This window comes from Aliidiomarina minuta (genome assembly GCF_003987145.1).
Taxonomy (GTDB): Bacteria; Pseudomonadota; Gammaproteobacteria; order Enterobacterales; family Alteromonadaceae; genus Aliidiomarina; species Aliidiomarina minuta.
In genome coordinates this window covers 1,996,141-2,022,892 of the sequence record NZ_PIPL01000001.1, presented here as the reverse complement: position 1 = coordinate 2,022,892, position 26,752 = coordinate 1,996,141, and the positions used below count along the sequence as shown (strand labels likewise).

21 protein-coding genes are annotated in these 26,752 nt (G+C 49.6%); 13 read left to right on the top strand and 8 right to left on the bottom strand.

The window, feature by feature from the left end:
- The first annotated feature begins 255 nt into the window (after positions 1-255).
- A complete protein-coding gene (gene polA / locus CWE09_RS09700) occupies positions 256-3,036 on the top strand; it encodes a DNA polymerase I (protein ID WP_126803763.1) in 2,781 nt (926 codons plus the stop codon).
- 2 nt (positions 3,037-3,038) lie between these two features.
- Here the strand turns inward: polA and CWE09_RS09695 are convergent, their stop codons facing one another.
- Both CWE09_RS09695 and yihA read right to left on the bottom strand, forming a co-directional pair.
- The gene (locus tag CWE09_RS09695) at positions 3,039-3,932 is read right to left on the bottom strand and encodes a DMT family transporter (protein ID WP_275541094.1); all 894 of its coding nucleotides are present in this window, start codon (positions 3,930-3,932) and stop codon (positions 3,039-3,041) included.
- A 38-nt stretch (positions 3,933-3,970) separates the two neighbouring features.
- Complete coding sequence (yihA, locus tag CWE09_RS09690) at positions 3,971-4,582, bottom strand: ribosome biogenesis GTP-binding protein YihA/YsxC (RefSeq protein ID WP_126803761.1); 612 nt, start codon at positions 4,580-4,582, stop codon at positions 3,971-3,973.
- 191 nt (positions 4,583-4,773) lie between these two features.
- Between yihA and CWE09_RS09685 the strand changes: the two genes are divergently transcribed.
- On the top strand, positions 4,774-5,406 hold the full coding sequence (locus CWE09_RS09685; protein ID WP_126803760.1) for a c-type cytochrome: 633 nt from the start codon (positions 4,774-4,776) through the stop codon (positions 5,404-5,406).
- A gap of 72 nt (positions 5,407-5,478) precedes the next feature.
- Here the strand turns inward: CWE09_RS09685 and CWE09_RS09680 are convergent, their stop codons facing one another.
- Together CWE09_RS09680 and CWE09_RS09675 are read right to left on the bottom strand one after the other, a co-directional pair.
- The gene (locus tag CWE09_RS09680) at positions 5,479-7,380 is read right to left on the bottom strand and encodes a hypothetical protein (protein WP_126803759.1); all 1,902 of its coding nucleotides are present in this window, start codon (positions 7,378-7,380) and stop codon (positions 5,479-5,481) included.
- 167 nt (positions 7,381-7,547) lie between these two features.
- Positions 7,548-9,284 carry a DUF885 domain-containing protein gene (locus tag CWE09_RS09675; RefSeq protein ID WP_126803758.1) on the bottom strand — a complete coding sequence of 579 codons (1,737 nt, stop codon included), beginning with the start codon at positions 9,282-9,284 and terminating at the stop codon, positions 7,548-7,550.
- 466 nt (positions 9,285-9,750) lie between these two features.
- Here CWE09_RS09675 and yihI point away from each other — a divergent pair, with 466 nt between their 5' ends.
- Both yihI and CWE09_RS09665 read left to right on the top strand, forming a co-directional pair.
- Positions 9,751-10,353 carry a Der GTPase-activating protein YihI gene (gene yihI, locus CWE09_RS09670; RefSeq protein ID WP_157982848.1) on the top strand — a complete coding sequence of 201 codons (603 nt, stop codon included), beginning with the start codon at positions 9,751-9,753 and terminating at the stop codon, positions 10,351-10,353.
- 22 nt (positions 10,354-10,375) lie between these two features.
- Positions 10,376-10,828: a DUF2489 domain-containing protein gene (locus tag CWE09_RS09665; protein ID WP_126803756.1), complete on the top strand. Its 453-nt coding sequence runs from the start codon at positions 10,376-10,378 to the stop codon at positions 10,826-10,828.
- A 16-nt stretch (positions 10,829-10,844) separates the two neighbouring features.
- Here CWE09_RS09665 and CWE09_RS09660 read toward each other — a convergent pair whose 3' ends face one another.
- A complete protein-coding gene (locus tag CWE09_RS09660; protein WP_126803755.1) occupies positions 10,845-12,131 on the bottom strand; it encodes a metal-dependent hydrolase family protein in 1,287 nt (428 codons plus the stop codon).
- A 151-nt stretch (positions 12,132-12,282) separates the two neighbouring features.
- On the opposite strand from CWE09_RS09660, the gene cysE reads away from it, so the two are divergent.
- From cysE to CWE09_RS09630, 6 genes are all read left to right on the top strand, one after another.
- Complete coding sequence (gene cysE / locus CWE09_RS09655; protein ID WP_126803754.1) at positions 12,283-13,095, top strand: serine O-acetyltransferase; 813 nt, start codon at positions 12,283-12,285, stop codon at positions 13,093-13,095.
- Positions 13,096-13,108: 13 nt separating this feature from the next.
- Positions 13,109-14,077 (top strand): cysteine synthase A, encoded by a 969-nt coding sequence (gene cysK, locus CWE09_RS09650; protein WP_126803753.1) that lies wholly within the window; start codon positions 13,109-13,111, stop codon positions 14,075-14,077.
- A gap of 2 nt (positions 14,078-14,079) precedes the next feature.
- On the top strand, positions 14,080-15,888 hold the full coding sequence (locus CWE09_RS09645; protein ID WP_126803752.1) for a serine hydrolase domain-containing protein: 1,809 nt from the start codon (positions 14,080-14,082) through the stop codon (positions 15,886-15,888).
- A gap of 23 nt (positions 15,889-15,911) precedes the next feature.
- Positions 15,912-16,751 (top strand): ion transporter, encoded by an 840-nt coding sequence (locus CWE09_RS09640; protein WP_126803751.1) that lies wholly within the window; start codon positions 15,912-15,914, stop codon positions 16,749-16,751.
- Between the two features lie 137 nt (positions 16,752-16,888).
- Entirely contained in the window at positions 16,889-18,568 is a 1,680-nt protein-coding gene (gene ggt / locus CWE09_RS09635; RefSeq protein WP_157982847.1) for a gamma-glutamyltransferase, read from the top strand.
- Positions 18,569-18,590: 22 nt separating this feature from the next.
- Positions 18,591-19,928: an amidohydrolase family protein gene (locus CWE09_RS09630; RefSeq protein ID WP_126803749.1), complete on the top strand. Its 1,338-nt coding sequence runs from the start codon at positions 18,591-18,593 to the stop codon at positions 19,926-19,928.
- Here CWE09_RS09630 and CWE09_RS09625 read toward each other — a convergent pair.
- On the bottom strand, positions 19,897-20,757 hold the full coding sequence (locus CWE09_RS09625; RefSeq protein ID WP_126803748.1) for a LysR substrate-binding domain-containing protein: 861 nt from the start codon (positions 20,755-20,757) through the stop codon (positions 19,897-19,899). The genes CWE09_RS09630 and CWE09_RS09625 overlap by 32 nt on opposite strands.
- 23 nt (positions 20,758-20,780) lie before the next feature.
- Between CWE09_RS09625 and CWE09_RS14300 the strand changes: the two genes are divergently transcribed.
- Complete coding sequence (locus CWE09_RS14300; RefSeq protein WP_275541089.1) at positions 20,781-20,915, top strand: hypothetical protein; 135 nt, start codon at positions 20,781-20,783, stop codon at positions 20,913-20,915.
- Between the two features lie 3 nt (positions 20,916-20,918).
- Here CWE09_RS14300 and CWE09_RS09620 read toward each other — a convergent pair whose 3' ends face one another.
- Positions 20,919-21,854, bottom strand: a complete 936-nt coding sequence (locus CWE09_RS09620; protein ID WP_126803747.1) for an SPFH domain-containing protein — start codon at positions 21,852-21,854, stop codon at positions 20,919-20,921.
- Between the two features lie 183 nt (positions 21,855-22,037).
- On the opposite strand from CWE09_RS09620, the gene CWE09_RS09615 reads away from it, so the two are divergent.
- Positions 22,038-23,114, top strand: coding sequence for an efflux RND transporter periplasmic adaptor subunit (locus tag CWE09_RS09615; protein WP_157982846.1), 1,077 nt, complete (start codon positions 22,038-22,040; stop codon positions 23,112-23,114).
- Positions 23,114-26,188, top strand: coding sequence for an efflux RND transporter permease subunit (locus tag CWE09_RS09610; RefSeq protein WP_126803745.1), 3,075 nt, complete (start codon positions 23,114-23,116; stop codon positions 26,186-26,188). The genes CWE09_RS09615 and CWE09_RS09610 overlap by 1 nt, the downstream gene beginning before the upstream one ends.
- On the opposite strand, the gene CWE09_RS09605 is transcribed toward CWE09_RS09610, so the two are convergent.
- On the bottom strand, positions 26,185-26,742 hold the full coding sequence (locus CWE09_RS09605) for a hydrolase (protein WP_126803744.1): 558 nt from the start codon (positions 26,740-26,742) through the stop codon (positions 26,185-26,187). The genes CWE09_RS09610 and CWE09_RS09605 overlap by 4 nt on opposite strands.
- Positions 26,743-26,752: the final 10 nt, after the last annotated feature.

Sequence of the window (26,752 nt, the reverse complement as noted above, 5' to 3'; positions counted from 1 at the left end):
CAGTTAAAAATGTAGTTTCCACAGCGATTTTTTATTATAAAAGAACACGCTTGATTCAGCAGGCATAAGCCGTAAAGCCTTTAAAATCAACATCTTAATGTTAGTTTATGCTGCATCCCACTACTTTTTGGGAGTCGGCAGATTTATCTTGCCCACAGACTTATGCACAGCTTATTCACTTCTTTACAATGGTGTCAAACCCACGCTTATGGCATGCTATACAGCATATTCTCTATGTAACCGAGCTCGACTTTTATGACTCAGATTCCTGAAAATCCTTTTGTGTTGGTAGATGGTTCTTCTTATCTTTTTCGCGCCTATCATTCTCCCCCTCACCTGACAAATTCTGCTGGCGAAGCCACGGGTGCGATATATGGTGTAGTTAATATGCTACGGAGCCTGCTTAAGCGTTATAAGCCAAGTCATATGGCCGTTGTTTTTGATGCCAAAGGGAAAACCTTTCGTAACGATATGTACACCGAATACAAGGCAAATCGCCCGCCGATGCCGGATGATTTACGCAGTCAAATCGCACCTTTGCACGCTATCGTTGAAGCCATGGGATTGCCTTTATTATGTATTGATGGCGTCGAAGCCGATGATGTTATTGGAACTCTGGCGCGTCAGGCTGAGAGAGAGGGCCGAGTGACCCTGATTAGTACCGGCGATAAGGATATGGCTCAGTTAGTCAGCGAGCATACGCTGCTGATCAACACCATGACAGACACTATTACCGATATCGACGGTGTGAAAAGTAAATTTGGCGTAACGCCCGAGCAAATAATTGATTATCTGGCACTAATGGGCGACAGCTCCGATAACATTCCCGGGCTTCCAGGAGTGGGTGATAAGACGGCACAGGCTTTGTTGCAGGGAATGCACAGCATAGATGCTATTTTGGCCGACCCGGATAAAGTTGCTGAATTAAGTTTTCGCGGCGCTAAAAGCATGCCGAAGAAGTTAGCTGAGTATAAAGAACAGCTGCTGTTGTCGCGTGAACTTGCGACTATACACGAAAGTGTGGAGTTGAATTTCACCCCAGAACAATTAACCATTCAGCCGGCAAATACTGATGAGCTGGTACGTTTGTATTCTGAATGCGAGTTTCGTCGCTGGCTTGGAGAAGTTCTGGAAAGGGGGGCTGCAACAGACCAGGCGCTGGGTATTGAGCCAGAAGATAAAAGCGATGAAAGCAAAGAAGGCAATGAAAGCACTATCGACACTTCGGCTTATGAAACTATTCTCAATGAAGAGGATTTGCAGCGCTGGCTAAAAAAATTAGAACAGGCTGAGGTTTTTGCTCTGGATACTGAAACTACCAGTCTGAATTATATGGATGCACGACTGGTGGGGCTTTCGTTTGCGGTGGCTCCTGGCGAGGCCGCATATTTGCCTCTGGCCCACGATTATCTGGACGCACCGACGCAGCTTGACCGCGAGCATACGCTGGAGAAGCTAAAACCCTTATTAGAAGATGATAAAGCACGCAAAGTGGGTCAGAACTTAAAATACGATATGCATATTCTGGCCAACTGTGGCATTCAGTTGAAGGGTATTCTGAACGACTGTATGTTGGCCTCTTATGTTCTTAATAGTGTCAGTTCACGACATGATATGGATACGCTCAGCCTGCAATACCTGAATCATAAACCTATTAGCTTTACTGATATCGCCGGTAAAGGTGCTAAACAGCTTACTTTCAATCAGATTTCACTGGATGTCGCGGCTCCTTATGCTGCTGAAGATGCTGATGTGACTCTGCGGCTGCACCTTGAGTTGTGGCAGCGACTGGAAAAAGAACCTGGCTTAAAAAAAGTGCTGCAGGAACTGGAACTGCCATTGATTCCGGTTTTAGTGAGTATGGAGCGGCATGGGGTGGTTATTGACCCGGCGTTGCTGGCTAAGCAGAGCGATGAACTGACCTTGTCATTAAAGAAAATTGAACAGGAAGCTTTTGCCATTGCCGGAGAGGAATTTAATTTGAACTCCCCCAAGCAACTGCAGCACATTCTGTTTGAGAAACTGGAGATACCGGTTCGTAAAAAGACGCCTAAAGGAGCCCCTTCTACTGCTGAGGAAACCTTGCAGGAGCTGGCGCTGGACTACCCGCTACCGGATTTGATCCTCAAGCATCGTGGCATGGCTAAGTTAAAATCAACGTATACCGATAAATTACCTAAGGTGATGAATAAGCGAACGCAGCGCATTCATACTTCATACCATCAGGCGGTGGCGGCGACAGGGCGGTTGTCTTCCAGTGATCCTAACCTGCAGAACATTCCAATTCGTAACGAAGCCGGACGCCGTGTACGTAAAGCTTTTATAGCCCCGAATGGGTATAAAATCGTTGCTATCGATTACAGTCAGATAGAACTTAGAATTATGGCTCATTTGTCCCAGGATAAAGGCTTGCTACACGCCTTTGCCAATGGCCTGGATGTGCATAAAGCAACCGCTGCTGAAGTATTTGGTGTTGCCCTGGACGATGTCACCAGCGAACAGCGACGACGGGCGAAGGCGGTTAACTTTGGTCTTATCTATGGCATGTCGGCTTTTGGTCTGGCGCGTCAATTGAATATCAGCCGTTATGATGCGCAGCATTATATGGATGTATATTTCGAGCGTTTCCCAGGGGTTCAGGATTATATGGAGCGAACGCGGGAACTGGCTGCCGAGAAAGGTTATGTGGAAACTTTATTTGGACGTCGTTTGTACCTGCCTGATATCAAAGCACGTAATATTCCGCGTCGCAAAGGGGCTGAACGGGCCGCTATCAATGCTCCGATGCAGGGTTCGGCGGCGGATATTATTAAGCGCGCCATGCTGGCGACTTCAGCCTGGTTGCTACAGCAAGAGTCAGTCGCTGATGTGTACATGAATATGCAGGTGCACGATGAGCTGGTATTTGAAATTAAAGAAGGGGTGTTGGATAAAGTAGTGCCGCAGCTATGTAAGGTCATGGAGCAAGCCGCGAACCTGGATGTGCCTCTTATTGCCGAGGCTGGGGTTGGTGACAACTGGGATGAGGCTCATTGATCTCAGTGCTTATCCTGAGCCTGGTCAGCCACTGGGTTCGGGTGAGCCGGTGGCACGGCCGGCTGTCGATTGGCGCTCCATACGCCGAATAGAATAAGGGCCATACCAGCTACCTGATAAAGAGAGACCACTTCGCCATCCAGCATGCCCAGAGTAACCGCTACTATGGGTATCAGGTAGGTGACCGAGCTGGCAAAAATAGCGCTGGCGATCTGCACCAGATGGTTAAACAGAATCAGAGCCAGGGCAGTACCCAACATGCCCAGTGTAAGAATAGCTAGTAGCGACCACCAGGCCTGCACATCACCGCTTAGTTTAGCGCCAATATCTGATGGACCGAGCAGATAAAGCAAGGCCACAGGTAAAACCATCAGAAGTGAGACACCGGTAATAGTGACAGGGCTGAGATTAGGCAGGTAGTTTTTAATGAAATTCAGGTTCACTGCGTAGCATATAGTAGCGATGACAATAAAGAGTGCGTAAACATTCAGGCTGAAATCACCATTGCCCTGCACGGTAACCAGAATTACGGTACCGGCGAAACCAATACTCAGGCCAATTACAGTGCGTCTACTCACCCATTGCGAAAACATCAGCGCGCCAACAATTAAGGTGAATAGCGGAGTCAAAGCGTTAAGTGCTCCGGTTAGTCCGCTGTCCAGCTGAGTTTGTGCAAAAGCAAATAGAAACGCTGGTAGCAGGCTTCCTGTCATACCCACGGAAAGCAGGACCCACCATTGTTTGCCCTTTATACGATTAAGCCGCATCAATGCGAAAGGTGCCAGCACTGCCGCCGCAGAAGCGAGCCGCAGGGCAGCAACTTCTGTGGGGGTGTAAATGATAAGCCCTTTTTTGATGAGCATAAAAGAACTCCCCCAGACCAGCGTGAGAAGCATGAGCTTCAGCCAGGTGGTTAAGGGGTAATTAACTTCCATTATTCAGCATTTAGCCAGCTAGTCAGTATGGCCTCCAGCTCTGGTAAACCCGCTTTGCTGGTGGCTGAAAAGGTAATGACATTTACATCGCCACCGAAAGCAGGAACTGCTTCCTGAGCTTCCATTAACGCCTTCTTACGCGCACCTGACTTTAGTTTATCGGCCTTGGTGAGTACGGCTAAGACCGGGATTTTGCTTTCTACTGCCCAGTAAATCAGGTCCTGGTCCAGATCTTTGAACGGGTGGCGAATGTCCATAAGCACAACCAGGCCGCGCAGGCATTCCCGCTTTTCCAGGTATTCACCCAGGGAGCGTTGCCACTTCAGCTTCATCTCCATAGGTACTTTGGCGAAGCCATAACCAGGTAAATCAATCAGACGCTGGTGGTCAGCGTCCAGACTGAAAACATTGATAAGTTGAGTTCGGCCGGGGGTTTTACTTGTGCGTGCAAGCTGGCGTTGACGAGTAAGTGCGTTGAGCGCACTGGATTTTCCGGCATTGGAGCGGCCGGCAAAGGCAACTTCAATACCTTCATCGGTTGGTAACTGACGAATACTTGGCGCGCTGGTCAAAAACCGGGCGTTGCCGAAATGAATCTTGGATTCTGCCACAGGGCACCTCTGCTAGTATATTTGGGGCGCTATTATGACGGATTTAACCGGCAACGGCCAACCTATTACTACCTATTCTGCATTGGGCATTTATTCATGAGCAGATTCGTGTAAAATGTACCCCAGTAATTAACGTGTTAAGCGACTTTAGGTCTGGGCAGTACGCCCTATTGGATGCAGAGAAACAGGTCATGAAAAAATTCGCGATTCTATGTGGTTTAGTTGTGTTTGGAAGCGGTGCGGCCGTTGCTGACACTGGTGATATTGAACGTGGTCAGGAGCTTTCACAAACCTGTGCGGCGTGTCACGGAGCTGACGGTAACAGTCCGGCTGGTGACTTCCCTTCGATTGCAGGTCAGCATTCAAAGTATTTGGTGAAGCAGCTTCATGATTACCAGCTGGGTAATGAAACCGGTGGTGAAAGTGGGCGCTATAACGTTTTGATGGCTGATCAGGTGGAAGGTTTAAGTGAACAGGACATTCGCGATTTAGCGGCTTATTTTACTGCACAAGAGCATGATGTGATAGGCGCAGACCTTGACGATGGAGAGTTAGCCGAAGCGCAGCGTCTGTATCTGGGTGGCGACGAAGAACGTGGAATTACCGCTTGTGCGGCTTGTCACGGGCCTCGCGCTGGCGGCATGGGTCTGGCAGCATTTCCGCTGTTAAGTGGCCAGCATGCTCAGTACACGCAAGTTTCCCTGGAGGCTTTCCGAGCTGGTGAGCGGGATAATGACCCGAATGGCATGATGCGTGATGTAGCTACTCACTTAACTGACCGGGACATTGATATCCTCTCTCGTTACATCAGTGGTCTTTATTAAATAAAGATTGCTATGAATAAAAAAAATCCGCAGCCAGAAATGGCTGCGGATTTTTTTATGTCCTGAGACAGGTTAGCTTTTGCCGGCTTCTTCCTCGGCTTCGCTTTGCGAGCGCAGATAACCTGCTGCTTGCTCATCATGTTCGAGCTTATGGTTACCTTCTTCGCCACGGGACACCTGGTTTACCCGCAGAATGTTTTCAGCGTGCTGTAAGTCTTTAGTGTTGGTAAAACCTGCAATGTTTTCACGGTTGCGCAGGAAGTGACGAATTTCCTCAACCATAATGTTCAGCTCATCCTGGTTTTTATGCATCGACATTACGTAACGAGGCATATCGACGTTATTCTGTCCGCTACCGGCAAAGGTACTGCTGATAATGCGCGAAGTTACGATCCAGGGAGTAATTGAGGATTTTACAATTACGTTTTCGCTGCGGGTGGAGTCGTGAATAGACATGCCGGTTGAGATCTTTGACTCTGAAAAGGTACCTTCAGTTTTCATATACATGAGTAGCGAATTAAATTGCAGTTCAGCCCAGAATATATGCGTAAAACCTTCCAGCAGGCGCCCCATCAAGGAAATGATCAACCAGGCAAAGAAACTGCCTACCGCAGCTATTACAACCGTGGACGCCTGACCCATCCAGCTACTGACAAAGTCCGGGTCATTCATTTGTGCCGAGCTAAAATCAGTAGTCGAGAAAAAGTCGTAAACATACACAAGGTTGCTTGCTAACAGCAGGAAGAAGATCGCACCCACTACCAGTAACACTTGTGCCAGCGCAGTAGAAATCAAACGCATTAAGGAAAATACGGGCTGCTCTTCATGTTTCGCATAGGCGGGTTGAGTTTCAATTAAGAGCTCCCCGGAAAAGTCCCCTTTGCCCTGGCTTTGTTCATTCAGCGTCGGGTTGAAGTCGATATATGTCCGGTTAGGAACTTCTTTGTACCGACGGTTCGCCAGCACGATATTTTCAATATTGATAAAAATTTCGTGTGGATGAACCGACTCCTGCATGTTCTCGCGATACTCAGCCACTTCTGTTGCAGTATTCACCTGGTTAGCTCGTCCACTAACCAGCGTCATTACGAAAGTAGTAATGATTGCTGCCAGTACCAGCAGCAAAAACAACATTGGCCAGGCACTAAACAATTCGATTTGCCCGGTTATGGCTCCAATTTCGTCCAGCTGAAATGCAGCATTGGTTTGCAAATAGTGATAACCCAGTCCTATGAGCACCGGGAAAATAATTGAGAAGGCAATGATTTTTGCAACACTTCCGGCATTTGCGCTGTGCAATGCTTTAACCTTGTCTAACTTCACGTTGACTGCGGCCTTGCGCCAGGTACTCACCAGGTAGACCAGCAGAAATACTGAAAAAGCAGGTATTATAATATGACCTGCAGCGCCAGCCAGACCGCTTGAGGCGACAAAATAGGTTAAACCAAAAGCAATGAATGCGATGAGCGTTGTGATTACCGCCGAAACGACTTCCTGCACTACATTTCGTATTGGATAGGGCATGAAAACCAGGCGTGGAAAGAGCGAGTGGACTAAGCGGCCCATCCACCCCTGAGGCTCGGTGAAGGTGGCGTTTTTACGCCCCATGAGCATAGATTCCAGTGTGCTTTTGTTATAAGCCAACGAGCCTTGCTTTGCTTCAATCTCTGCATTCTCTCGTTCACTTTTAGTCAGGTTGTGAGCCAGTGATGAAGGAATCGAGCGCCCAACAAAAAACTTAAATAGCTGCATTAAACCGCTGCCGCAGCGCTTCAGACCTGCAACTAAAAGTAAAAAGCCTGTGGCGGCATAAATCCAGGCAGCGACTAAATTATCGCCAATTAACGAGGTGACCTGTAGCAATGCATATAAGCCAACAGCTGTGATTGCTAATCCCCCGATAAGGCGGATTGCGCCTTCTTTCTTGAATGGGTTCGTTATACCTAACCCTTGTGAGCCGAAATCGTAAGCCATCTGCTTCTCCCTGATATGTGTTTATTATTTTTTGCTGGCAAAATATTATCATAAGGAGTGAAGTGCAACACGGGTTTATACGCAGCTTTGTAGCCCGCGGCAGAATATAATTGAACGCAAAAAAAGGCCCGCTTATAGAAAGCGGGCCTGGATCAGAAGTTTAATAACTAGCTTTGTTTACGTTGAATATAAGCTCGTATCTGGTCTTCCAGCGTTTGCAAGGGCACACTGCCGTTGCTCAGTACCTCATCATGGAATTCGCGTAAATCGAAATCATCACCGAGGGTTTCTTCAGCTTCTGCACGTAACTCTTTGATTTTGAGTTCGCCCAGCTTATAAGATAAGGCCTGTGCAGGCCAACTGATGTAACGGTCAATTTCAGTATTCACGTTATGCATAGACAGGGCAGTATTGCTGGCCAGGAACTCAACCGCACGGTCACGGCTCCAGCCCATAGTGTGCATGCCAGTATCTACTACCAAACGAGCGGCGCGCCACATTTCATAGGTCAGACGGCCGAAATTACTATAGGGATCCTGATAAAAACCAGCTTCCAGTCCCAGGTATTCAGCATACAGACCCCAGCCCTCACCAAAGGCGGAGATGTAAGTGTTGCGGCGGTAGTCCGGCAGATGATCCATTTCTTGAGCCAGTGCTATTTGCAGGTGATGACCGGGCACACCTTCGTGCAGAGTGAGAGCTTCCAGTTCATACAGTGGGCGGCGATCGAGGGCATAGGTATTGACCCAGTAATAACCGGGTTGATCATCCTGACGCGCGCTTACATAACGACCCGTGGTGTAATTAGGCGCTATTTCATCGGGAACCGGCGCCACACCGTAAGGCGTTCGAGGTAAATGAGTGAAGAAGCGAGGTAAGGCTGCATCGGCCTGTTTGGCAATATAGGCGGCTTCTTTTAATAGCTCCTCAGCACTGTCGGCGTAAAACTGAGGGTCATTACGCAGAAACTCGATGAATTCATCAAAACTGCCGTCAAATTCGACGCTTTCGATAACTTCCATCATTTCAGCGCGGATACGGGCAACTTCATCGAGGCCTATCTGATGGATTTCCTCTACCGTCAAATCCGTAGTGGTGTAGTGCAGGGCCCTGTTACGGTAAAAGGCTTCGCCGCGTGGCAAGTCGTGGGCAGCGATAGTATCGCGGGCATTAGGAATATAGTCATCGACCATGAAATCATGAAAGTCCTGATAGGCATCATTGACCTGAGTGGCGATAATGGTCTGGGCTTCCATTTCTAATTCGCTAAAAACGTCCCGACTCAGGTTGCGCGGGCGTTCGTTGAACGGCGCATAGAAAACACTTTCCCGAGGGTCTGCTTTTACATACGCCATGATGCCTGCGGGGAAATTGGTTAGAACAACTGCTGGCTGGGTAATGCCGCGGTTAAGTCCTTCGCGCATATACTCTATTTGCTGTTCAAAATGAGCCGGGATCGCCTGCAAACGGGACAGATAGTTGCGGTAATCCTCTTCACTACGTAGCGTGGAGCTGTTCGGCAGGCTTGCTATTCTGCTATGGAAACCACTTTCGTTAGTCAGTGGTATCAGATGTGCATTAAATTCATACTGGTCAATCTGATTTGCCAGCGCATACATAATCATATCGCGGTTAATCTGATTCTGCTCATCCAGCTGGCTTGCATCCAGCGCTTCCAACTGTTGATAGTATTCGCGGCGCTGAGCATGTCGTTCTTGCAGAGCCTGAGGAGAAATATCGAGCAGCCTATCATCAGGGTGTCGTTGTTCCTGATTATATTCCCAGGCTTGCTCGGCTAGCTGTGTGAATTCTGCATTAATCCCCGGGGGCTGTGTTTCCTGTTGTGGCGCGCTCGCGCAAGCGGTAAGGGCGAGGGCCAGACCTCCCAATAGAAAGTTACGCATACTCGACTCCTGATGATTATTTGTTTGATAACGGATACTTACTGATTGTACGCTGATTGTTATGTTAAGTGCGACTGCTTTAGTCTATGACTTTTGATAGTAAGGTTTTACACAAAATTAACTGAGCTGTAATAAGAAATAACATTTTTATATCAATAAAGTTGTTGATCCTGAGCTGAAAACCAGTAATCTAGGCATCCATAAAGCGTGTGGCGACAAAAAATAAAAATAAAAAAACAGACCACACCAATAACAAATGTAAATTTTTAGGGAAAAATAATAACGCCAGGAGGCGAACACGTTAACCATGGGATGTGGTCGACAAGCCAAAAAGAGACTTTAAAGTCGATAATAATAAAGGCATAAGATTTAAACAGGGAATAATAAAAAGAAAACACGGAAAGTAGCGACAACAGTTCTCGATACCACCAGATAGGTGCGTTGGGTTCATGTAAAGGCGATGACTATGTCATCGCCTTTTTTATTGGCTGTTGCTTTGGCTGTTATGCGTTACCATATAAGGATAAGCGAAACAGTAAGAGTGAGTTGTGTTATGACCCGTCGTAAAAAAAGCCGCACCCCCGGCACCCTGGGAGTGAAATCTCAACCAAAATCACTACGTGCGAAAAAACAGCCTGACCAGCGGAAGAACCCAGAACAGGCTAAAGGCAAACCAGCGGGCAACAGGCATAGCCTGTTGCAACAGCAGGCTGAACATAGTCAATCTGGACAACCCCGCGATCCACGAGTGGGAAGTAAACGTAAGATCCCATTGGTGACTCCTGTTAAAGCGGAAAACTTAACTGCTGAGCAGGAGCTTGCGCAGCTGGAAAATGACGAGCGCTTGCAGTCATTGCTGGAGCAGGTGGATAAGGGCGAGACCCTGACACCACGCGATAGAAACTTTGTGAATGCGCGATTGGCTCGCTATCAGGAATTGGCGAAACAGCTGGGCATTGTCGAGGAAGAGGACGAAGAAGAGGGTGATAATGCGGACGAAACAGAGTCCGAAAGTGAAGACGAGCTGGAGCCCTGGCAAAAATTTGAAAACCCGAAAGATTGGATTTAATGCTAAGTAGCAGGAGAAATGTATGCTGTGGATAGCCTTTATTGCAGGCTTATTGATTATTGCGGGTTTGAGCTTTTACGCAGGTAGTCTGCTGGCGAAACTTCGTAAGCAGCGCCAGGTACGTGATACTGCCGTGGCAAAACGCAATGCTAACCTGTTGGAAAGCATAGAAACCATAGCTTTGGCTATGCAGCAGGAGCAATGTCCGTTGTCGGAAGGCAGTCTGCGCGTTACAGTGTTGCTGGATCATCTGGCGTTGCGTGAAAAATATGATTTTGCGCAACAGTATCCGGCAATTCATGACATGTACGAGCGCATTAAGCATATGCCAACCCATGAAGCGCGTAAGCAATACCCCCGTAAGGAAATCCGTAAAATGGACGATGAGCGGGAAGGTTATGAAAAAGACCTGGCAGAAAACATTCAAACTGATGTTGCTGAGCTTTTAGTCTGGGTTAAAAAAGAGCGCGCCTGAAGCGGCGCGCTGACTGTTACTGTTTGAAAACCTGACCGTCACGCATAACAAAACTGATATTCTTGAGCAGGGTTATATCCTGCAAAGGGTCACCTTCTACCGCTACGATATCAGCCAGTTTACCGGCTTCTATACTGCCCAGGTTGTCAATCTGCGCTAGCAGCGTGGCACCATGCCAGGTTGCTGAGCGTATGGCCTCCAGTTCGGGCATTCCAGCTTCCACCATATAGATAAATTCACGATAGTTTTCACCATGGTCATAAACACCGGCATCGGTTCCAAATGCAATTTTGACACCCGCAGCATAGGCATCCGCGAAGGTTTGTTGAATCAAAGGGCCTATCTCACGCGCTTTGGGGCGAACCATTTCCGGAAAAAAGCCGTCCACTTCTGCTCGCTCAGCGACAGATTTACCGGCTGTGATAGTGGGCACATAGTAAGTGCCATGCTCTATCATGAGCTGCATGACTTCTTCATCCATGTAGGTTCCATGCTCAATCGAATCAACACCAGCTTTAATAGCCCGTATCATGCCTTCTTTACCGTGAGCGTGCACTGTGACTGTCATACCATAATCGTGAGCCGTAGCGACGACAGCTTCCAGCTCATCCTGCATGAATTGCGGGTTCTGTCCGGAAGCTGCCATGCTTAAAACGCCGCCAGTGGCGGTTAATTTAATCAGGTCAGCGCCTTCCTGATAACGTTTACGTACCGCCTGACGCGCTTCATAAGGTCCATTAAGAACACCATCGGAAGCTGTAGGTGCAGTTACCAGCGAGTCCCGTACGTTATTCGTAGGGTCGGCATGGCCCCCAGTAGTTGCTAAAGATTTACCCGCAGCAAATACGCGAGGCCCCTCTAATAACCCCTGATTCACACCTCGTTTAACTGCCACGCTGATGTGGTCGCTGTCGCCCAGTTCACGAACGGTGGTAAAACCAGCGTGCAACGTCAGTTTTGCAAAATGGGCTGCACGTACAGCCGTGGTCGCTGGATTATCGGTAAAACGTTCAAGATAAGATGAGGGTGACAATTGAGTTGATAAATGAGTATGACCGTCAATAAAACCGGGCATTACCGTGGCCTGGCTGAGATCAACCAGAGTTTGACCCGCTTCCGGCTGAAGGAAGCCGGACTCAATGCTACTAATACGGTTTCCGTCAATAATAATACTAACCTGGCTCACCGGATCGCTGTCCGTGCCATCAATCAAAGTGCCGGCGTGAATAACAGTGCTGGGGGTGGCAGTGCTAGCCAGTATAAGTGCACTGAATGCAGTAAAATATGTGATAAGTCGTTTCATGAGTGGCTCCTGGTTATTTTATTATGGTACGACTGAGTTTCAACATATCAGACTTTTATCAACTCTGCTTCACCCCGAGGCCCTGAGACCGCTATACTAGGCGAGCCGTTAAAATGTTGCGACCAAACCCCGGAACTGACAGGAAAGCCTAATGTTTAAAGGTATGCGAGAAGATATAGCCAGTGTCTATCAGCGAGACCCGGCAGCCCGTAATTTTTTTGAGGTGTTAACCAATTATCCAGGGTTGCATGCTATCTGGTGGCATCGACTGACTCACCGTCTATGGCGTTGGAAACTGCGCTGGCTGGCCCGTTTTTTATCCACGCTGGCGCGCTGGCTGACAGGTATTGAAATTCACCCGGGTGCTGTTATCGGGCGCCGGTTTTTTATTGATCACGGTATGGGTGTGGTCATAGGGGAAACCGCCGAAATAGGGGATGACTGTACGCTCTATCATGGTGTTACTTTAGGAGGCACCAGCTGGAAAGCGGGGAAACGACATCCGACACTGGGTAATGGCGTGGTAATAGGTGCAGGAGCCAAGATTCTGGGGCCACTGCATGTCGGTAATAATGCGCGTATTGGCTCTAATGCCGTGGTGGTTAAGGATGTGCCTGAGGGCGCCACTATGGTAGGCATACCGGGCCGTATAGTCACGCCTCCGGAACATACAACCGACGATAAGAAGCGCGCAGCTATCGCCCGAAAATATGGTTTTGATGCTTATGCGGTATCGCCGGATAATCCGGATCCTGTGGCGATGGCGATTGGCCGTATGTTAGACCATGTGAATCTACTGGATGAACGAGTCGGTGAGATCTGTCGCTCTGTGAATAAAATGGGCGGCGATGTTTGTGGTGAGCTGCCCCGGATTGAACTGGAAGATGAAGATTTTAAAGAAGCAGAAAAACGCGCGGCAGAGAGCCGTCAGGAAGCCTTAGACAGGTTTGACCCTACGATTTAATCAGGAACCCTTAATGGACAAAAATATATTTGCAGACAACGCCAGTAGCATTGGCAATACGCCATTGGTCCGCCTTAACCGGGTAGCTGGCGGCCGGGTATTTGCAAAAATGGAAAGCCGAAACCCATCAAGCAGCATTAAATGTCGCATTGGGGCCGGTATGATCTGGGCTGCTGAGGAATCCGGGCAACTGAGCGAAGGCAAAATACTCATCGAAGCAACTTCCGGTAATACAGGTATTGCCCTGGCATTTGTAGCGGCCGCACGTGGTTATCCATTGTTATTGACTATGCCGGAATCTATGAGCCTGGAGCGGCGGAAACTACTGAAAGCGCTGGGAGCTGAATTGCGTTTAACACCCGCTGATAAAGGTATGAAAGGGGCAGTGGCTGAAGCTGAACGTCTGGCTGGCGAATGGCCTGACAAATATGTGCAGCTTAAACAGTTTGAAAACCCGGCTAACCCGGGTATCCACCAACGTACGACAGGCCCGGAAATTGATCGGGCGCTCGACGGTAAGCTGGACTTCTTTGTCGCCGGTGTAGGTACCGGCGGTACTATTACCGGGGTGGCCCGTTATTTTAAAGAAAAAGGTTCAGCCATGCAGGCAATAGCCGTTGAGCCGGCAGACTCTCCTATTATTGGCCAGGCGCTGGCTGGAGAAGAGCTGACTCCGGCACCTCATAAAATTCAGGGTATAGGTGCAGGCTTTATTCCGAAAAACCTGGATTTGAGCTTGCTAGATGACGTGGAGCGAGTGAGTAACGAAGATGCCATGGCGATGGCGCACCGATTAATGCGCGAAGAAGGTATTCTGGCGGGCATCTCATCCGGTGCTGCAGTGGTGGCAGCAAAAAGAGTGGCGGAGAAAGTGGAAAACAAAGATAAAAATGTCGTTGTTATCATAGCGAGCTCGGCAGAGCGTTACCTGAGTACTCCGTTGTTTAAAGATGTATTTACCGCTCAGGAACTGGAAGCTTAAACATGAATGTTTTCTTTCAGCGCGTACTCCTCTTAGCTATCTTGTGGTTATCTTTTAGCCCGCCGACACAGGCTCAGGTGGACATGATGGCCTGGCCCTCCAGCACTGAGGAGCTTGAGCAGCGGTTACAGCAACGGGTACGGACCTTGGGTGTGCCCGCTGCCAGTATCATTATTTTCGATACCGCTGGCGTTCGCTGGCGTGGAGATTATGGAAGCGCTGCCGAAAAGGAAAACGAGCCATTGTATGCCGTAGGCAACCTTACTGAAATGATGACCAGTATTGCCATTATGCAATTAGTTGAGCAGCAAACGTTTTCTCTGCAAAGCGATGTTGGAGGGCGCCTTCCAGAATTACAGCTGCGAAATCCGTATGCTGAACAACACTCATTGCAGTTGGTACATTTACTGGAACACTCCAGTGGTCTTGATCAGCGACGCTTCCGTAATCACTATCGTTTGCACCCCGATGCGCCTCATATAGCCGCTTTGAACCGTGACCCCGGCGCTTTGCAGGTGCGTTGGCCCCCTGGCACCATGAGTAGCCCGAGCAGTGTTAATTATGCAATTATTGGCGCTTTACTGGAAAGCCATTATGAACAGTCATGGCAGCAGATTTTGCACCAGCAGGTATTGAGTCCTTTACGGCTTGAATCTACTTTTAGTCATTTACCCGCGGTGCCTGAGGAGCAACTGATGCCAGGTCATCTGGGGTTGCCACCGCGCCAAACTGAAAGTAAAGACCGTTGGTTATGGGCCAGTGAAGGTGCTTACAGCAGTGCTGCTGATATGGCGCGATTAGGACAATTCTGGTTGACTAAGGGGCGTGATTTCCCGACCTCGTTACTTAGTGCCGAGACATTGAGTAGTATGGAGCAGCCCAGAAGTACGTTAGCCAGTGATGCCGGGCTTATTTATGGTGTGGGCGCGGGGGTAGACACTCGCGCCCGTTTTGCTTACTGGCACGGTAAGACATCATCAGTCGGAGGGCATAGTGCTACCCTGCGTTATGCGCCGCAGCATGACATCGGTTATGTCATTCTGACAAATACAGATACTTTATTACCAGCTTTGGAAGAACAAATCTGGCAGTTTCTTATCCGCGATAAAGGTGGTGTCATGACGGTGCCTTCAGGTATTGCGGTAGAGCAACGCTGGCAAGGCTGGTATCAGCTACAGAATCCTCAGCATGAGCTTATGGCACCATTGCAGCAAGTGTTTGATATGGCATACATGAGCCGGGACGGTGCTGATTTGGATCTGAGACCCTGGTTATCACCGACAGTACCCTTACGTTCATTAGATGGCAGTCGTCTGGCACATCGCCGCGATGGTAGTGTCGTAGGTGTTTTATACAGTGGGTTACAAGGCGAATTGCAGATTGAAGCGCATGGTGAAGTGCGTCAGCGGGTAAGCACTGCGCAAGCGTTAATGCCAGCATTTTTAGTGCTGCTGTCAGTGGTTATTTTACTCACCCACCCTTTCGGACGGCACAAGGCTTTGAATAACAGCTGGATGCGGACTTTTATCACTTTGTCAGCTTTATCCTTACTATTGCTTGTGTTCGTTGCGGGTAGTCTTAGCCTGGAAGAGGCTGCGACAGATAACTGGCGTTCGGTACTGGTATTTGTATTCAGCCTGACCTTTCCTTTATTCGCTCTGGCAGGGCTTTTTACGACCTTATGGAGTTGGCGACATGAGCAGGCCGTTATTGCTAAAATTCGCTGCCTGATAGCCGCTGTTGCCGCTTGTGGGTTAAGTCTCTGGTTCTGGTATGCTGGCTGGCTCGGTCTGCGCCTGTGGGCCTGGTAGTGAAATCGTTGTAAAAGGCAGTTATGCAAAGGCAAGACTTTAGACATTGGCAGGCGCAGTTCTTGCGCCTGCGTTCAAATAAGATATTTGAAACTGTAGTGATAGCCATTATTGTGCTGTCAGCGTTAATGGTGGGCGCAAAAACCTACGAAGAAACCAATAGGTTTGCGACCATCCTCAATTTTATGGACTGGTTCGTCACACTTTTTTTCCTGCTTGAAATCAGTATTCGTCTGGTGGCCGAACCCAGGCTGCGCGACTTCTTTAAATCAGGCTGGAATATTTTCGACTTTATTATTGTGGTCGCAAGCCTGCTGCCGGTAGAAAGCAGTGAAACCGTATTGATTGCAAGACTACTGCGGGTTTTCCGTGTACTTCGGCTGGTCTCTATGGTGCCTGAACTACGCATGCTCATGAATGCCTTATTAAAGGCTCTACCGCGCATGGGCTACGTGGCACTTTTTATGTTTATTATTTTCTATATTTACGGAGCCGTTGGCAGCTTCATGTTTCATGATGTCAATCCGTTTTATTGGGATAACATTGCTATTTCAGTGCTTACTCTGTTTCGTATTGCCACCTTTGAGAGCTGGACGGCAATTATGTATGAAACTATGGAGGTCTACCCGCTCTCCTGGATTTATTATGTTTCCTTTATTTTCCTCAGTGCCTTTATCTTCCTTAACATGATGATAGGAATCGTGCTTGAGGTGATGCAAAAAGAAAGTGCGGCATTTGAAGTCGAGCAGGGCGAAGGAGAAGCTGCGGATATTAAATACCTGCGGCAGCACGTCACTGATATGCAATCACAGCTATCGCGGATGGAAAGCATGCTGGAAAAGCAGTCTGAACGTAGAGAGTAAGAAAGAAGCTTCTTTTTACTGGCTAGTTAGAAGTCAGGCAGGCATTCAGGGTCTATAATTGGCAATAGATTCTGCAAGAATGGCAACAAAAAGGATAGCTTATTAAATTACCAATCCCACTTATAGTTATACTGAGCGTGCTGTCTGTCGCTTGTAGCGAAGGTCCGGAACTTGACGACCACTCGGCAACCAACGCTATTCATGCTGAAGAGCATGTGGTGGTTTCAGCAAATTGGTATGCCAGTGATATTGGGCGCGAGATACTGCGGCAGGGCGGCAACGCCATGGATGCAGCGGTGGCCACTAAAATTGCGCTTACTTTTAGTGAACCACATGAAACAGGCCTCGGAGGCGGAGGCTTTTTACTGTACTACGATGCCGAATCCAGAGAGCAGCATTTTTACGATGGTCGCGAAACAGCACCTCTGATTGCTACCCCGAACTGGTTTCGCTTTCCCGGCGGTATTCCCATTAATCATTGGCTGGCTATGATAACAGGACGCGCTGTGGGTACGCCGGGCATGATTGCAATGCTGCATAAGGCTCATGAAGAGCATGGTCGGCTTCCCTGGGCGACACTTTTTGAGCAGAGCATTCAACTGGCAGAAGAGGGCATTCCTATGCCGAACCGATTGCGTCGTCAGGCAGCCTATGACCCGTCTTTGATGTTATTTCCTGATTTAAGACGTTACATTTCTTTGCCTGCAAATTCTGAGCAACCCAAACTCCGTAATCCGCAGTTGGCAGAATCTTTTCGCCAGTTAGCTAATCGAGGGCCCGCTGTTTTTTACGAAGGCGACATGGGGGCTGATTATCGTGCTCGCGCAGCCCGGCGCTGGCCCTGGCCGAGCGAATTAAGTCGTGAGGACTTTGTTAATTATCGTGCTGTGAAACGCGATCTGGTATGCGGCGAATACCGCGAATGGCAAATCTGCGGCGCTCCGCCGCCTTCATCGGGAGGTATAGCTTTGCTGCAGATCCTGGGTGTCCTGGAGCATTATGATATCGAGGCTATGCAACCAGATAGTACTGAATTTATTCATTTATTGGCTGAGTCCAATCGGATGGCCTTTGCGGACCGTCAGTTTCATATCGGAGATCCAGACTTTGTTCGCGTCAATACTCAGGGCCTGATTGATAAAGACTATCTGCGTCAGCGCTATGAACTACTGGATCCGGCAAAGGCATTGGTGAAAGCTAACCCGGGAATCCCAGGCGTGGTCGCTGAGTTTGAAGGCGCACCTCCTGTAGAGGAAGACGAAGAAGCGGGAACTTCCCACCTTGCAGTGGTAGACAGTCAGGGCAATGCTGCCAGTATGACCGGATCTATCGAGGCACCTTTTGGCTCCCGTATGATGAGTGGCGGTATGATAATGAATAATCAAATGACGGACTTTGATTTTCGGCCGCAACGCGCAGGCTTGCCGGTGGCAAACAAAGTTGAGGGTGGTAAACGTCCTCGTAGCTCCATGGCGCCGACTTTTGTCTTTGATCAGGAAGGCGAATTGCAGTTTATTCTGGGATCGCGTGGCGGCAGTCGTATTATCGGATATGTGGCGAAAACTCTCGTCGGTATTCTGGATTGGGAGCTCAGTTTACAAGAGGCGATTGACCTTCCCAATATACTGCATCGGGGTGAACGTCTTGAGATCGAACGAGGTACTTTTCTTGAACAGCATCAGAGTGCATTAACTGAGATGGGCCACAGAGTCAGTCTGGAAGGACTGGAAAGCGGACTTCACGGAATAGAACGCACTCCGCAGGGGTGGAGAGGGGCCGCAGACGGACGGATGGAAGGCGCGGCTCTTGGCGATTAACTTTGTGAACAGGAGAAAAAGAATGCGTAAGTATTCAGTTATGCTGTTATGTGTCAGTGGCTTACTGGCTTGTTCTCCAGAACCTGGACAAAACCCGGTAGAAAGCGAGGATCTGGCTCAGATGTTTGCAGGCACTGAAGTCTGGGCAGGTGCCACTATATGGCTGGGAAGTGAACAGGGATACCAGGAGAACGCCGCTATGGTGGTGCGTAACGGCAAAGTCATGAGCATTTTTTCGCTTGAGGAACAGCCGTTACCTGAAGGCGTCGATTATCATGATGTCAGTGGCCAATATATTATTCCAGGTTTAATCAATGCGCATGGTCATGTGGGCATGGCAAGGGGATTACAAACCGGTGAAGCGGCGCATAGTGAAGACAACGTAAGAGACCAGCTTGAGCTGTATGCACATTATGGCGTAACCAGTGTCGTGAGCTTAGGTGATGAGCCTCCGGAAGCCTTTCAGGTTCGTGACGCTCAGGTGCCGGCAGACCCTCAACGCGCACGCTTGTGGTTAGCGGGAGATGTACTTAACCCAGAAACCCGACAGCAAGCTCGTGAGCAGGTTGAAGCGGCGATACCGCAGCAGCCTGACTGGCTGAAAATAAGAGTAGATGACCAACTGGGGCGGCAAGAGGCGATGCCCCGCGAAATTTATAGTCAGGTCATAGAATCAGCGGATCGATACGAGCTACCACTGGCTTCACACATGGTTACCTTAGAAGACTCTAAAGGATTATTGGAAGAAGGCACTAGCTTGCTGGCACACAGTATCCGGGATGCTGAAGTTGATCAGGAGCTCATTGACCTGATGCTGGCGGATAATATTTGCCTGACGCCTACGCTGACCCGTGAAGTATCGGTGTATGTCTACGCTGAGCGACCGGACTTTTTTGACGACCCTTTTTTCCTGGCTACCGCGGATGAAGAGGTTCTGGAGGAACTTCAAAAACCGGAAGTTCAGCAGAATTTTCGTGGAAAGGCAGCCGATTACTACCGTGAAGCTTTACCGCTGGCAAAGCAGAATATGATGCGTTTGCATGAGGCCGGAGTGCGTATTGCCATGGGAACCGATAGCGGCCCACCTGCTCGTTTCCAGGGCTATTTTGAACACATGGAGATGGAGATGATGGAAGATGCCGGCATGAGCGCAGAAGACGTGCTGGTGTCTGCGACTCGCCATGCGGCCGCGTGTATGGGACTGGACGATGAATTGGGTACGCTGGAGTCGGGCAAGTGGGCTGATTTCATAGTGCTTAATGAAGATCCTTTACAGCGGGTGCGTAATCTTCGTAGCATCGAAGCTGTGTATCTGGCGGGTGAAAGGTTTACCTCAGAGTACAGCTACGACCAGGACTGAATAGCTCTTTAGTGATGCTTGCAATGCGCTGGTAAAGTACTTGTGGCTGTTGTTCTTTGCGTGTTACCAGCGCTATCTGTCGGCTGGGTGCCGGGCTGCTAAATGGAATATAACTAACCCGTGGCGTTTCCGTTTGCGCGGCCATGCCGGGTACCAGAGTAATGCCGGTGCCGGCTTGTACCATCTGGCGTAATGTTTCCAGACTGGTTGCGCGAAAAGTCTGCTCCTCGCCTGAGACTTGCAGACGGCAGATGTCCAGCGCCTGCTGGCGCATGCAATGACCTTCTTCTAACAACATAAGCTCTGTCTTATCCAGCACGTCGATAGAGACTTCGCTTTTAGTCGCCAGTTCATGAGAGGAATGCACGGCGAGCAAAAAGTCATCATTAAATAACAACTCGGCGTCCAGTTGTTCGTCCTCTATGGGCAGGGCGATAAACGCCAGATCCAACTCGCCTTCATGAAGCAATTCGAGCAAACGCTGAGTCTTTTCTTCGCGTAACAGAAGACGCAAGTCAGGCATGGCGTCCTTTAATGCCGGGGCAAGGCTGGGAAATAAATAAGGCGCCAGGGTTGGAAAAGCGCCAAGCTGGCATTGACCTGCAAAGGGGTCGATCTGAATCTGACTAATGGCTTTCATCTGCTCAACTTCGCGAATAATGCGGCGTGCACTGGCGACCATCATTTGCCCCGCCGGAGTAATGGTTACCTGGCGGTTATTACGTTCAAACAGCAAAATAGCAAACTGTTGTTCGAGTTTGCGTATCTGGTTGCTCAATGTGGGCTGACTGACAAAACAGTGTTTTGCCGCTTTGCTGAAGCTGTGCAAGTCAGCTACTGCAATCAGAAGAGGTGATTGACGTATTACTTGAGGCTGGAGCGGACGTTGAAGTTAACGATCATCAAGGCAATACAGCGGAGTCACTGGCAGCTGCACAGGGCCTGTCCTGGGTGGTACAGACCCTGCGTTTTCATATCGGCCGTTAAAGTTTAGCTAGCCGATTTTTTGCCGCCATTTTTCTTGGCTGCGTTGCTTACTGCACTGCCGCTGATGATGGAGTTACGTATTTCTTCCATCTGATCCAGCTGGCCTGTAGGTTGTGGGACCATGATAACGGAATTATCTTTACCGATGGACTCCAGTGCGTCGACATAGTTGGTGAACGTAAGCAGGTAGACTACATGTTCAGCGCCTATACCATTCTTCTCATCCACGACCATATCAATAGACTCACGTAAGCCTTCTGCGATGGCTTTTCGCTGACCAGCAACACCCTGACCAGAGAGTATTTTAGACTCTTTATCCGCTTCGGCAATTTTAACAATTTTAATGCGTTCAGCTTCGGCTTCATGTTCGGCCGCACGACGCTCACGCTGTGCCGCGTTGATACGGTTCATGGAACGTTTAACATCTTCATTAGGATCAATATCGGTGACCAGCGTATTACGTATACGGAAACCGAATTCTTCCATAGCGTCCTGTAGCTGGGTCATGACCACATTGGAAATTTCATCTTTATTATCAAATACGTTATCCAAAGACTGACGTGGTATCTGAGCACGCACTACGTCATAAACATAAGATGTGATTTGCTCTTCTGGATCGTCCAGCTGATAAAAAGCATTGTAAGCCGCTTCAGCTGACTCAACGAAGTACTGCACACTGACACGAGCGATAACAAAAACATTGTCAGCGGTTTTAGTTTCGATACTGACATTCAACTGCTGAACCCGTAACGACTGTTTGTGAGAAATCTTCTCTACGAAAGGGATTAGGAAATTAAGGCCTGGCTCCAGGGTGCGGGTATATTTACCAAAGCGTTCCACCAGGGCTACGTGCCGGTGCGGGATAAGTCGAACGGACAGTGAAATAATCGCCAGTATGGCGAGTACTATAATGATGTAGTGTAGGGGTAGATTTTCCATGATGTACTCCAAAATGTAATGAACTCTAATAGTAACAGCTTAGTAAAGCTCTCACCCTTGATTCATATTTAGTTACGTTTTTTACTTAAAAAAGTAGTCCAGCTCGGCTAACTTTAGCGTATCGCATTTATATTACATAAAAGTATACGCATAAAAGCCCCACTTCGATTAAGGAGCGCACTGTTGTTTTTAAAAGGTATTAACCCCCTGTGGTTAGCGCTTGGTCTGGTTCTCTTGCTTATTATATGGCTCGCTTCCGGCGATGTGCTGCGCTCAGCGGATGAAGCTCCGGATGTCACGGAAGAAGTTGTTGAGTCCCCCAGTCGCATTGAAGCAGAGCTTTACGAAGCTGAATACTATCAGCCTGAATTGGGTGTTCAGGGGCGTATAGAGCCCTGGCGACAGATACAGATAATTGCCAGGGTGTCGGGTGAAGTTATTGATTTGCCTGTAGCTCAGGGCGAAAGCGTCGAGTCTGGCAGTGTATTGTTGCAACTGGATGCAGAAGAACGCGCGGCACGGGTCGCTCAGCTGGAAGCCGATGCGGAACTGGCGGCTGCGGAGTTAAGTGGTGCGGAACAGTTACGGCGTCAGGATTTGGCTTCCCAAATAGAGTATCTGCGCCTGGTTGCTGAACGGGCCAGAGTGGCTACCGAACTGGAAGCTGCAGAAATGGCGCTGAGCTACACCCGTCCTGAAGCTCCCTTTTCCGGTATTTTTGATCGGCGCCTGATTGAGCTCGGAGATTATGTGCAAAGCGGTCAGGAGTTAGTTCACTTCACAGACATCTCTCGCCTACGGATTATGGCGCAGATACCTCAACAGGAAGTCGCCAGATTAAATGTGGGGCAGCCGGTTGAAGTGCAACTGCTGGATGACAGCGTATTGCGAGGTGAGTTGCGTCATATTGCTACCGTTGCCGACCCGGAAACACGCAGTTTCTTTGTTGAAGTTGAAGCAGAAAATCCTGATTTAAGACGCATTGCCGGAGGCACAGCAAGCTTAAAAATTCAGCTTGCGGAAGTTTTCGCTCATCAACTGTCTCCTTCACTGTTATCGCTGGACGGCGATGGGCGCCTGGTGGTGCGTTATGTCGATGAGGATGAGCGGGTGCGTGAACAGGAAGTCAGGCTGCTCAGTGCAGGTCGCGACTCGGCCTGGGTTGAGGGACTGCCTGAACAGGTCAGGTTAATTACTCAGGGCGCTGGTTTTGTCGAGCTGGGCCAGCAGGTTGAAGTGGTTATGGCTGAGGAGGATTGATGGAGAGCATCATCCGCGCTGCGCAGCAACGCAGTCGAGCCACACTGCTGCTGTTTTTAATTCTGCTGGTCGGTGGTTACAGCGCCTACCAGGTGATACCTAAAGAAGCCAATCCTGACGTTCCCATTCCGATCATTTATGTGTCTATGATTTACGAGGGCGTAAGCCCGGAAGACGCCGAGCGTCTCATGGTCCGGCCGATGGAGCAGGAACTGCGCTCACTCGAAGGGCTGCGGGAAATGACCGCACTGGCTGGAGAGGGTCATGCATCTGTGACGCTGGAGTTTGATGCCGGTTTTGATGCCCGGGCGGCGCTGCAGGATGTACGTGAAAAGGTCGATCTTGCGCGTGCCTATATTCCGCAGGAAGCGGAAGAGCCCACTGTACACGAGGTCAACGTAGCCTTGTTTCCGGTGCTTTCAGTGGGCCTCTCCGGACCTCTGTCGGAGTCTGAGCTGATACATACGGCCAGATTGTTGAAAGAAGAAATTGAAGGCATTACCGAAGTGCTGGAAGTTGAAATCGGTGGTGACCGAGAAGATCTACTAGAGATTATTGCGCACCCGCAGGTACTGGCCAGTTACGGTATTAACTACAATGAGTTGTTTGAGCTGGTATCACGGAACAATCAGCTGGTTGCAGCGGGTAGCCTGGACACGGGAGCCGGGCGCTTTCCGATGAAGGTGCCCAGCGTTATCGCTGATTTGGAGGATGTGCTCTCAGTTCCTGTCAAAGTTGATGACGACAATGTGGTGACTTTCGGTGATGTAGCCAGATTAAGACGCGCTTTTTTTGATCCTGAGGGTTTTGCCCGCATAAACGACCAGCCCGCGGTGGTGTTGGAAATTTCCAAGCGCGCCGGCGCCAATATTATTGATACCGTTGCTCAGGTCAGGACCTTGTTGACCCAGGCTGAGTCTATGATGCCGGAAGGTTTGCAGGTCGATTTCATCATGGACGAATCCACTGACGTTGAAACCATGCTGTCGGAGTTGATGAATAATGTGATGACCGCTGTAGTGTTGGTGCTGGTGATTATCATTGCCACGATGGGGGTACGCTCAGCGTTGATGGTAGGTATCACTATACCGGGGGCTTTCCTGACCGCTATTCTGGCTCTCTGGGCGATCGGCTACACCATGAATATTATGGTGCTTTTTGCGCTGATTCTGGTCGCCGGTATGTTAGTCGACGGCGCTGTTGTGGTTAGTGAGCTGGCGGATCGTAACCGGCGCAATGGCGATGCTCCGGCAGATGCCTGGGCGAAAGCGGCAACCCGCATGTCCTGGCCTATTATCGCTTCAACCGCGACTACACTGGCAGTATTCGTTCCTTTGCTCTTCTGGCCAGGGGTGGTGGGCGAATTTATGAAGTACCTGCCCGCCACCGTTATCATCTGTCTGCTGGCCTCACTGGTGATGGCGCTTATCTTCTTACCTACGCTGGGGGCAGTGAGTGGCTCCACCCAGGGTCATGAGGATAGCAAGCCCACATGGTTTGGGCGTTGGTACCGGCGCTCTCTTACATCAGCACTGCAGCGTCCCTGGTGGACGCTGGGTGCGGTGATGTTGGTGATTCTTCTGATTTATGTGCTGTACGGACGTTTTAACCATGGCGTTGAGTTTTTCCCTTCGGTGGAACCTGAATCGGCTCAGGTGACGGTCAGAGCCCGCGGTGATATGTCCGTTCATGAAAAAGATGAGCTGGTACGTCGGGTGGAAAGCCGCTTGTTGAATATGCCGGAAGTTAAAGCCCTGTATGCGCGATCTATTGCAGAGCCGGGCTGGAATATGGGCGTAGACACCATAGGGGTCCTGCAGTTTCAGTTTATTGACTGGCAGGAGCGACGACCAGCCCGTGAGATTCTCGCCGACATGCAGCAGCGAACGGAAGATATTCCGGGTATTTTGCTCGAGTTCAGAGAGCAGGAGCAAGGACCTGCTGAGGGCAAACCCTTCCAGTTAACGGTGAGTGCGGCGGACCCCTCATTGATTGATGAGCAAGTGGAGAGGATTCTGGATGCCATGGAAGAGGCCGGCGGTTTTATAGATGTAGAAGATGACAGAGCTTTACCAGGTATTGAATGGCGAGTGCAGGTGAATCGCGAAGAAGCCGCTCGTTTAGGCACTGACGTGGTCACTGTAGGCAACGCCGTGCAGTTGATTACCAATGGTATTCTGCTGGCCCGCTATCGACCCGAGGATGCCATCGATGAGGTAGATATCCGGCTGCGCTTTCCGGAGAGTTGGCGGCATATTGATCAGCTCCAGCAGTTGACGGTGCAATCTGCCCGGGGCCAAATACCTATTGCTCATGTAGTAGAGCTGGTGCCAGCGCCGAAAGTGGGTACGCTACGTCGCATGGACGGGCGCAGAGCGGTCACTATAGAGGCGGATTTGGAGGCGGGCTACCGTCTTGATGAACGTTTAAGTGAAATTCAGCAGCGTGTGCTCGGGGATATGCCTGAGGGGGTGCAAGTGAGTATTGGAGGGGAAGGCGAAGACCAGCAGGAAGCGGCGCAGTTTTTATTGATCGCTTTCCTGATTGCGGTATTCCTGATGACCTTCATTCTGGTTATTCAGTTTAACAGTCTGTATCAAACGGCTCTGGTACTGTCGGCTATTGTGCTTTCTACCGCCGGTATTTTGCTCGGCTTGCTTATCAACGGTCAGTCGTTTGGTATTGTCATGGTGGGTATGGGCGTCATTGCACTGGCGGGTATCGTGGTGAACAACAATATAGTGCTTATCGATACCTATAATGAGCATCGGCAGCAGGGCTTATCCGCGCTGGATGCCGCTATTGAAACCGGTTGTCTGCGTTTACGGCCGGTACTCTTAACTGCGGTAACTACAATTTTAGGGTTAATGCCTATGGTGTTGGGCGTGAATGTGAACCTGCTGGAGCCCAGTCTGGGTATAAACGCCCCATCGACTCAATGGTGGACGCAGTTATCCAGTGCTATTGCGGGCGGACTTGCTTTTGCAACTTTGCTGACCTTGCTGCTCACGCCAGCGTTACTGGTGATTGGCGACCGGGTTGGCAGTGCCTGGCGGGAAAAACGGGCGAATTAGCGAATGTAGGTTTTGCTGATATGACGAAATTCGTCAGTAGCGCAGCGCTGCAGCCATTCAAAAGCAACCATTTCGCTGCTTACGATGACGCAACCAGCTTGTTGCATGCGCTGCAGTGCCAGTTGTTTATTCAGCTCGCGACGAGAACCGACCGCGTCTTCTACAACAAACACCTGCAAGCCCGCTTCCTGCATGTCGAGGGCGGTCTGCAGGACACAAACATGGGTTTCGGTACCAGTAATAATGACCTGAGGGCGGTTAAGTCCGACCAGAGCATCGGCAATGCTTTTTTCCTGAAAGGCACTGAAATGCAGCTTTTCATAGACAATGGCCTGTTTCATCTGCTCCTCCAGGGCTGCAACAGTATGCCCCAGGCCTGAAGGATACTGCTCGGTGGCGACAACAGGTACCGAAAGCTCGTGGGCGATATTCAGAAGCCATTGGTTGCGCTCAATGACTGACTCGCTTTCAGCAATGGCCGGGGCCAGTTTTTGCTGTATATCAATGAGCAAGACAAAACAGGCATGGCGCTGGATAAGAGGAGAATGCTTCATAAAAAAGCTC

What these genes read in the sequence shown, in the direction of transcription:
- CWE09_RS09605 (WP_126803744.1), bottom strand. Translation starts at nt 26,742, where the DNA reads ATGAAGCATTCTCCTCTTATCCAGCGCCATGCCTGTTTTGTCTTGCTC.
- CWE09_RS09610 (WP_126803745.1), top strand. Translation starts at nt 23,114, where the DNA reads ATGGAGAGCATCATCCGCGCTGCGCAGCAACGCAGTCGAGCCACACTG.
- CWE09_RS09680 (WP_126803759.1), bottom strand. Translation starts at nt 7,380, where the DNA reads ATGGCTTACGATTTCGGCTCACAAGGGTTAGGTATAACGAACCCATTC.
- cysE (WP_126803754.1), top strand. Translation starts at nt 12,283, where the DNA reads ATGTTTAAAGGTATGCGAGAAGATATAGCCAGTGTCTATCAGCGAGAC.
- yihI (WP_157982848.1), top strand. Translation starts at nt 9,751, where the DNA reads ATGTCATCGCCTTTTTTATTGGCTGTTGCTTTGGCTGTTATGCGTTAC.
- CWE09_RS09640 (WP_126803751.1), top strand. Translation starts at nt 15,912, where the DNA reads ATGCAAAGGCAAGACTTTAGACATTGGCAGGCGCAGTTCTTGCGCCTG.
- CWE09_RS09695 (WP_275541094.1), bottom strand. Translation starts at nt 3,932, where the DNA reads ATGCTTCTCACGCTGGTCTGGGGGAGTTCTTTTATGCTCATCAAAAAA.
- CWE09_RS09660 (WP_126803755.1), bottom strand. Translation starts at nt 12,131, where the DNA reads ATGAAACGACTTATCACATATTTTACTGCATTCAGTGCACTTATACTG.
- CWE09_RS09630 (WP_126803749.1), top strand. Translation starts at nt 18,591, where the DNA reads ATGCGTAAGTATTCAGTTATGCTGTTATGTGTCAGTGGCTTACTGGCT.
- CWE09_RS09665 (WP_126803756.1), top strand. Translation starts at nt 10,376, where the DNA reads ATGCTGTGGATAGCCTTTATTGCAGGCTTATTGATTATTGCGGGTTTG.
- CWE09_RS09685 (WP_126803760.1), top strand. Translation starts at nt 4,774, where the DNA reads ATGAAAAAATTCGCGATTCTATGTGGTTTAGTTGTGTTTGGAAGCGGT.
- polA (WP_126803763.1), top strand. Translation starts at nt 256, where the DNA reads ATGACTCAGATTCCTGAAAATCCTTTTGTGTTGGTAGATGGTTCTTCT.
- CWE09_RS09645 (WP_126803752.1), top strand. Translation starts at nt 14,080, where the DNA reads ATGAATGTTTTCTTTCAGCGCGTACTCCTCTTAGCTATCTTGTGGTTA.
- cysK (WP_126803753.1), top strand. Translation starts at nt 13,109, where the DNA reads ATGGACAAAAATATATTTGCAGACAACGCCAGTAGCATTGGCAATACG.
- CWE09_RS09620 (WP_126803747.1), bottom strand. Translation starts at nt 21,854, where the DNA reads ATGGAAAATCTACCCCTACACTACATCATTATAGTACTCGCCATACTG.
- CWE09_RS09675 (WP_126803758.1), bottom strand. Translation starts at nt 9,284, where the DNA reads ATGCGTAACTTTCTATTGGGAGGTCTGGCCCTCGCCCTTACCGCTTGC.